Below are 4,912 nucleotides of genomic sequence, written 5' to 3'. Positions count from 1 at the left end.
GCACGCTTCGGCGGCACCATCGACCTGAGGCGCGGCCCGGCTCCCTCCGTCGGCGAGCTCGGTTTCGGGCTGCACCCCGACGCCCGCGGCCGCGGCCTCATGTCGAGGGCCGTGCGGCTCGTGGTGCGGCACGCCTTCGCGACCCCGGTCTGGGGCGTCCCGGTGCGCCGGGTCCACTGGCGGGCGATCGTCGGCAACTGGGGCTCGCGCCGCGCCGCCTGGGCCGCCGGCTTCACCTTCCACGGCACGGTGCCGGGCAGCCACCCGGATCCCGAGGGCGGCCCCGACGCCCTCGACACGTGGACGGCCAGCATCGTCCCGGGCGACCCGCTGTCGGCCCAGACACCGTGGCTCGCCGCCACTCCCGTCGAGGGCGAACGAGTTCGCCTGCGCCCTTGGCGGATCGACGACATCGACGCGATCGAGGTCCGCGACGATCCCGACCACTGGATGCCCTCGCGCTCGATCATCCGCCGCGAGACGTTCCCGACGTGGGTGCACAACCGTCAGGAGCGGATGGCCGAGGGCACCGGCATCGACTGGTGCGTCGAGGACGTCGAGAGCGACCGGGCCCTGGGCAGCGTGACGGTCTTCAGCCGAAGCGGCCCCATCACCGACGTCGCCGAGCTCGGCTACCAGTTCTTCCCCAGCGCCCGTGGACGCGGGGCGGCCAAGGAGGCCGCGCAGCTGGCGGTCGCGCACGCGCTCGCCCCGGCGAGCGAGGGCGGCCTCGGCCTGCGCCGCCTCGTCGCCGAGACCGCCGCCGACAACGAGGCGAGCAACGCCGTGCTCCGGTCGGCGGGCTTCGTGCCCTTCGGTCGCGAGCACGCGGTCGACCGGCTCGCCGACGGCTCGTGGGGCGACGGCATCCACTGGGAGCTGCTGCCGGGCGGCGCGACGGCCTGACGAGCCTCCGTCGCCCGGCGCCCGCCGGCGCCCCACGGCGTCCCCCGGCGCCCCCAGGCGCCCCTGTCGGAGGCTCGACGGGTATGCGACCGTTGAGCCTGTGCCGCCGGTCCCCTCGCCCCGGTGCAGCGGACGGAAGGAACGCGATGAGACTCGGTCACGAGCAGGAGCTCGACGCACCGCTCGACGCGGTCTGGACGCACTTCATGGACTTGCGCCGCATCGGTCGCTGCTTCCCGGGCGCGAAGGTGACGCAGGTCCACGGCGACGACTTCGTCGGTGAGATCCGGGCCAAGCTGGGCCCGCTGTCGCTCTACTTCGACGGCACGGGGTCGATGACCGAGCGCGACGAGGACGCCGCGCAGGCCCGGCTCGCGGCCACCGGCCAGGAGCGGCACGGGCTCGGCAAGGCGACGATCGACATCACCCTGCAGCTGCACCCGCTAGGCGACGGCAACCGCACGCGGGCCCGGCTCGCGACCGACCTCGTCTTCCTCGGCCTCCCGATGGACGTCGGCTCGGGCCTGGTGCAGCGGGCCTCCGACCCGCTCATCGAGCGCTTCCTCAGCTGCATGTCGGTGCCGGGCCGGGGGCACGACGAGGCGGGCGACGCCGACGACGGCGGTCTCGACCTCCTCCGGTCCGCCACCGACCTCTTCGGCTCCCTGCGTCGCGACCGGCGCGAGCGCAAGCGGCGATGAAGGTCGCCGTCGTCGGCGCGAGCGGCTACGTCGGCTCCCGGCTCGTGCCCGAGCTGCTCCGACGCGGCCACGACGTGGTGGCCACGCACCACCGCAGCCCGGCGACGGCATACCCCTGGTCCGGCGACGTCGAGTGGCGGCGCGTCGATGTGCAGGACGAGGAGCGCGTGCTCGAGGCCCTGGAGGGCGTCGACGCGATCTGCTACCTCGTGCACGGCCTCGACGACGAGGAGTTCATGCGTCTCGACCGGCAGGCCGCCGACAACGTCGCGTATGCGGCGGGCCTCGTCGGCGCCACGCGGCTCGTCTACTTCTCGGGGATCGTGCCCGAGCTGCCCGACGACGAGCTGTCGGACCACCTGCTCTCGCGGCTGGAGGTCGAGGAGGTCCTCGCCACGGCGGACTGCTCGGTGCTGACGTTGCGCGCCTCGATGGTGGTGGGGGCCGGCTCGACGAGCTTCGAGGTGATGCGCCAGATGTCGCACCGGCTGGGCGTCGTGCAGACCGTTCCGGCGTGGATGGGCGGCTCGGTGATCCAGCCGGTGGCCGTCGCGGACGCCGTGTGGTTCCTCGCCGAGGCGCTCGAGCGGCCCGACGTGACCGGGCACCTCGACGTCGTGGGACCCGACCGGCTCACCTACGTCTCGCTGCTGAGGACGTATGCCGCCCGCGCCCGCCTGCTCCGGGTGCAGCTGCCGGTGTGGCTCGCACCCGTCGGAGCCGTCGCCCGGGTCGCCGGCGCGCTCGTCGACGTGCCGAGCGGCACGGTGCACTCGCTCATCCCGAGCCTCGGCCACGACATGGTCGGACGGCTGGACGCGGCCGACGTACTCGGTGAGCCGCCGAGCGGCCTGCTGACGGTGGCCGACGCAGTCACCCGGTCGCTGGCCTCGCCCCGCGCCGGTGACGGCGCACCGGACGGCGCGTCGGTCGACGGCGACCCGCAGGCGCCCTCGGTGGGCGACCCGCGCTGGGCACGCCACCGGTCCGTCGTCGCCTGGGCGGCGGCCGGCGCGTGGTCGGCCGTCCGCGGCCGGTAGCCGCGGACGCCCGGTGCCCCGTCACACCGCCGGGGCAGCTCTGATGGGCCGGTCGGCGGTCACCTGGCGATGAAGCCTCCGTCGATGTACAGCTCGGCGCCGGTCACGAAGCTCGCGTCGTCGCTGACGAGGTAGGCGACCCCGGCGGCGACCTCCTCCGGGCGACCGAGGCGGCCCATCGGGGTCAGGTCGGTCATGGCCTTCTCGATCGGGGTCCCCTTGGCCTGCTCGAGGATCGGGGTGTCGATGAAGCCCGGGTGGACCGAGTTGACCCGCACCCCGTCGGCGGCCCAGTGCAGCGCGACGTTCTTCGTCAGCGTGCGGACCGCGCCCTTGGCGGCGTGGTACGCGGGTGAGCCGCCGAAGCCGCCGCTCGTGCCGAAGATCGAGCTGATGTTGACGACCGCCCCGTGGCCGGAGGCCTTGAGGTGCGGCGCGGCCGCCCTCATGCCGAGGAAGACGCCGGTCTGGTCGATGGAGATGGTGCGCTCCCAGTCGGCGAGGGTCGTCTCCTCGATGGCGGCGAGGTCACCCAGGCCGGCGTTGTTGACGAGGATGTCGAGCCGGCCGAACTCCTCGACCGCCTTGGCCACCGCCGCCTCCCAGTCGGACTCGATCGCGACGTCGTGGCGCACGAAGTCGACCCGCGCCCCGGTCGCCCGCAGCACCTCGGTTGTCTCGGCGCCGAGCTCGTTGACGTCGGTCAGCAGCACCGCCGCGCCCTCTTCTGCGAGGCGCTGCGCGGTGGCCCTGCCGATGCCGCTCGCCGCCCCGGTCACGAGCGCCACACGACCTTCGAGCCGTTCCATGGTGCCACCCGATCCCCTTGTGCCACAGGCGCTGTGCCCGCAGCCCCATTCTCCGCCGGTCGAGAGCCCGGCGCACCGTGATGATGCAGACACGACCCCGACGTGGCGAACAGACATCTCGGCCGGCGCCCGGTCGCCGGCTCCGGTGCCCGGGCCGGTTCGGGGCGGGTTCAGGGCTTGGTCAGGGTCGGGTCGGGGTCGACCCCGGTTGCGGGCCATGGGCCTCGGGTAGGACTGTGGATGCAGGACGTCCGACGTGTGGGTCGGACCAGTGCGAGACGAGGAGACACCGTGTCGTTCGGTGAGCAGATGAAGCACAAGGCCGACGAGGTCCACTTCCAGGAGAAGGCCAAGGACTTCGGCGACGCCGTCGTCGAGATGGCCAGGGCCGCTCTCTCGGCTGCCGCGACCTACGCCCAGCAGAACCGGGGCAAGGTCGACGGCGCGCTCGACAAGGCCGAGGCCAAGATCAGCGAGAAGACCGGCGCCAAGCACGCCGAGACCGTCACCAAGGTTCGCGCCTCGGTCGACAAGCGCATCGACAAGCTCGTCGAGCAACACGACCAGGGGGCTCCTCCCTCCCCCGTCGTGCCCGACGACAAGCACAGTGCCTTCGACGAGGACTCCCCCGCCGGCAACCCGAGCTAGGCCGGCTCGCTCGGTGCGCAGGCCGGTCACGCGGTCAGGAGAGCAGCCGCGGCCCTGGGGACGCAAGAGGATTGCCTAGCCCCGGCCCGGACGTCCGGGATTCCCCGGTGGCCGCCGCCGCCCTCGACGATGCTGGTCACGAGCTGCGCAGACTCTCCCCATCCCGTTTCGGAGGCCACCGATGACCCAGCCCGCCGCCCAGCCGGACCAGCCGGCGAGGCCCACCGCGCCCGCCCCGCAGGAGATCCCTGCCGGCTGGTACCCGGATCCCGAGGGCCGCACGCAGTCCCGCTACTGGGACGGCGACGGGTGGACCGACCAGCTCGGCCCCCTGCTGTCGCCGACCGGGCCGACCGCCACCACGCCGTCGCCGATGGCCACCTTCGTCCCGGTGGCGACGGACGCCCTCGGCATGCCGGTGAGCGACCGGTCCCGGCTCGCGGCGGCCCTGCTCTGCTTCTTCTTCGGCGTCTTCGGCGTGCACCGCTTCTACGTCGGCAAGCTCGGCACCGGCATCCTGCAGCTCGTGACGGTCGGCGGCCTCGGCATCTGGTTCCTCGTCGACCTCGTCCTCATCCTCGTCGGCGCCTTCCGGGACAAGCAGAACCGGCTGCTCGTCAACTGGTGAGGGTGCCCGCTTTGCTTGGGATCACAGTGGTTTCGTCTAGGTAGATCGACTCAAACAGTGGCCGCCCGGTATCTCCCGGCGGCCCTGCTCCTTCTGAGGTCTCGACAGTCCGACCTCAAGGAGAAGCACCATGTCGCAGTACGTCCTCGACCGGCCCACCGACGCCGCAGGCCGCCGTCC

General features: G+C 73.1%; 6 protein-coding genes. 5 read left to right on the top strand and 1 reads right to left on the bottom strand.

Annotated features, from left to right (window positions below; all coding sequences use genetic code 11):
* The 3 genes from ABD194_RS18615 to ABD194_RS18605 form a co-directional block, all read left to right on the top strand.
* The coding region (locus ABD194_RS18615) for a GNAT family N-acetyltransferase (RefSeq protein ID WP_343994260.1) at positions 1-906 on the top strand (906 nt) is incomplete at its 5' end.
* Positions 907-1,052: 146 nt separating this feature from the next.
* The gene (locus ABD194_RS18610) at positions 1,053-1,607 is read left to right on the top strand and encodes an SRPBCC domain-containing protein (RefSeq protein WP_343994258.1); all 555 of its coding nucleotides are present in this window, start codon (positions 1,053-1,055) and stop codon (positions 1,605-1,607) included.
* Positions 1,604-2,647, top strand: coding sequence for an NAD(P)H-binding protein (locus tag ABD194_RS18605; RefSeq protein ID WP_343994256.1), 1,044 nt, complete (start codon positions 1,604-1,606; stop codon positions 2,645-2,647). The genes ABD194_RS18610 and ABD194_RS18605 overlap by 4 nt, the downstream gene beginning before the upstream one ends.
* A 59-nt stretch (positions 2,648-2,706) precedes the next feature.
* Here the strand turns inward: ABD194_RS18605 and ABD194_RS18600 are convergent, their stop codons facing one another.
* A complete protein-coding gene (locus ABD194_RS18600) occupies positions 2,707-3,456 on the bottom strand; it encodes an SDR family NAD(P)-dependent oxidoreductase (protein WP_343994254.1) in 750 nt (249 codons plus the stop codon).
* A 291-nt stretch (positions 3,457-3,747) separates the two neighbouring features.
* Here ABD194_RS18600 and ABD194_RS18595 point away from each other — a divergent pair, with 291 nt between their 5' ends.
* Complete coding sequence (locus ABD194_RS18595; RefSeq protein ID WP_343994252.1) at positions 3,748-4,104, top strand: antitoxin; 357 nt, start codon at positions 3,748-3,750, stop codon at positions 4,102-4,104.
* Positions 4,105-4,285: 181 nt separating this feature from the next.
* The gene (locus ABD194_RS18590) at positions 4,286-4,732 is read left to right on the top strand and encodes an NINE protein (protein WP_343994250.1); all 447 of its coding nucleotides are present in this window, start codon (positions 4,286-4,288) and stop codon (positions 4,730-4,732) included.
* Positions 4,733-4,912 lie beyond the last annotated feature (180 nt).

This window comes from Terrabacter terrae, assembly GCF_039529575.1.
Classification (GTDB): Bacteria; Actinomycetota; Actinomycetes; order Actinomycetales; family Dermatophilaceae; genus Terrabacter; species Terrabacter terrae.
This window is presented reverse-complemented; position numbering and strand designations above follow the sequence as displayed.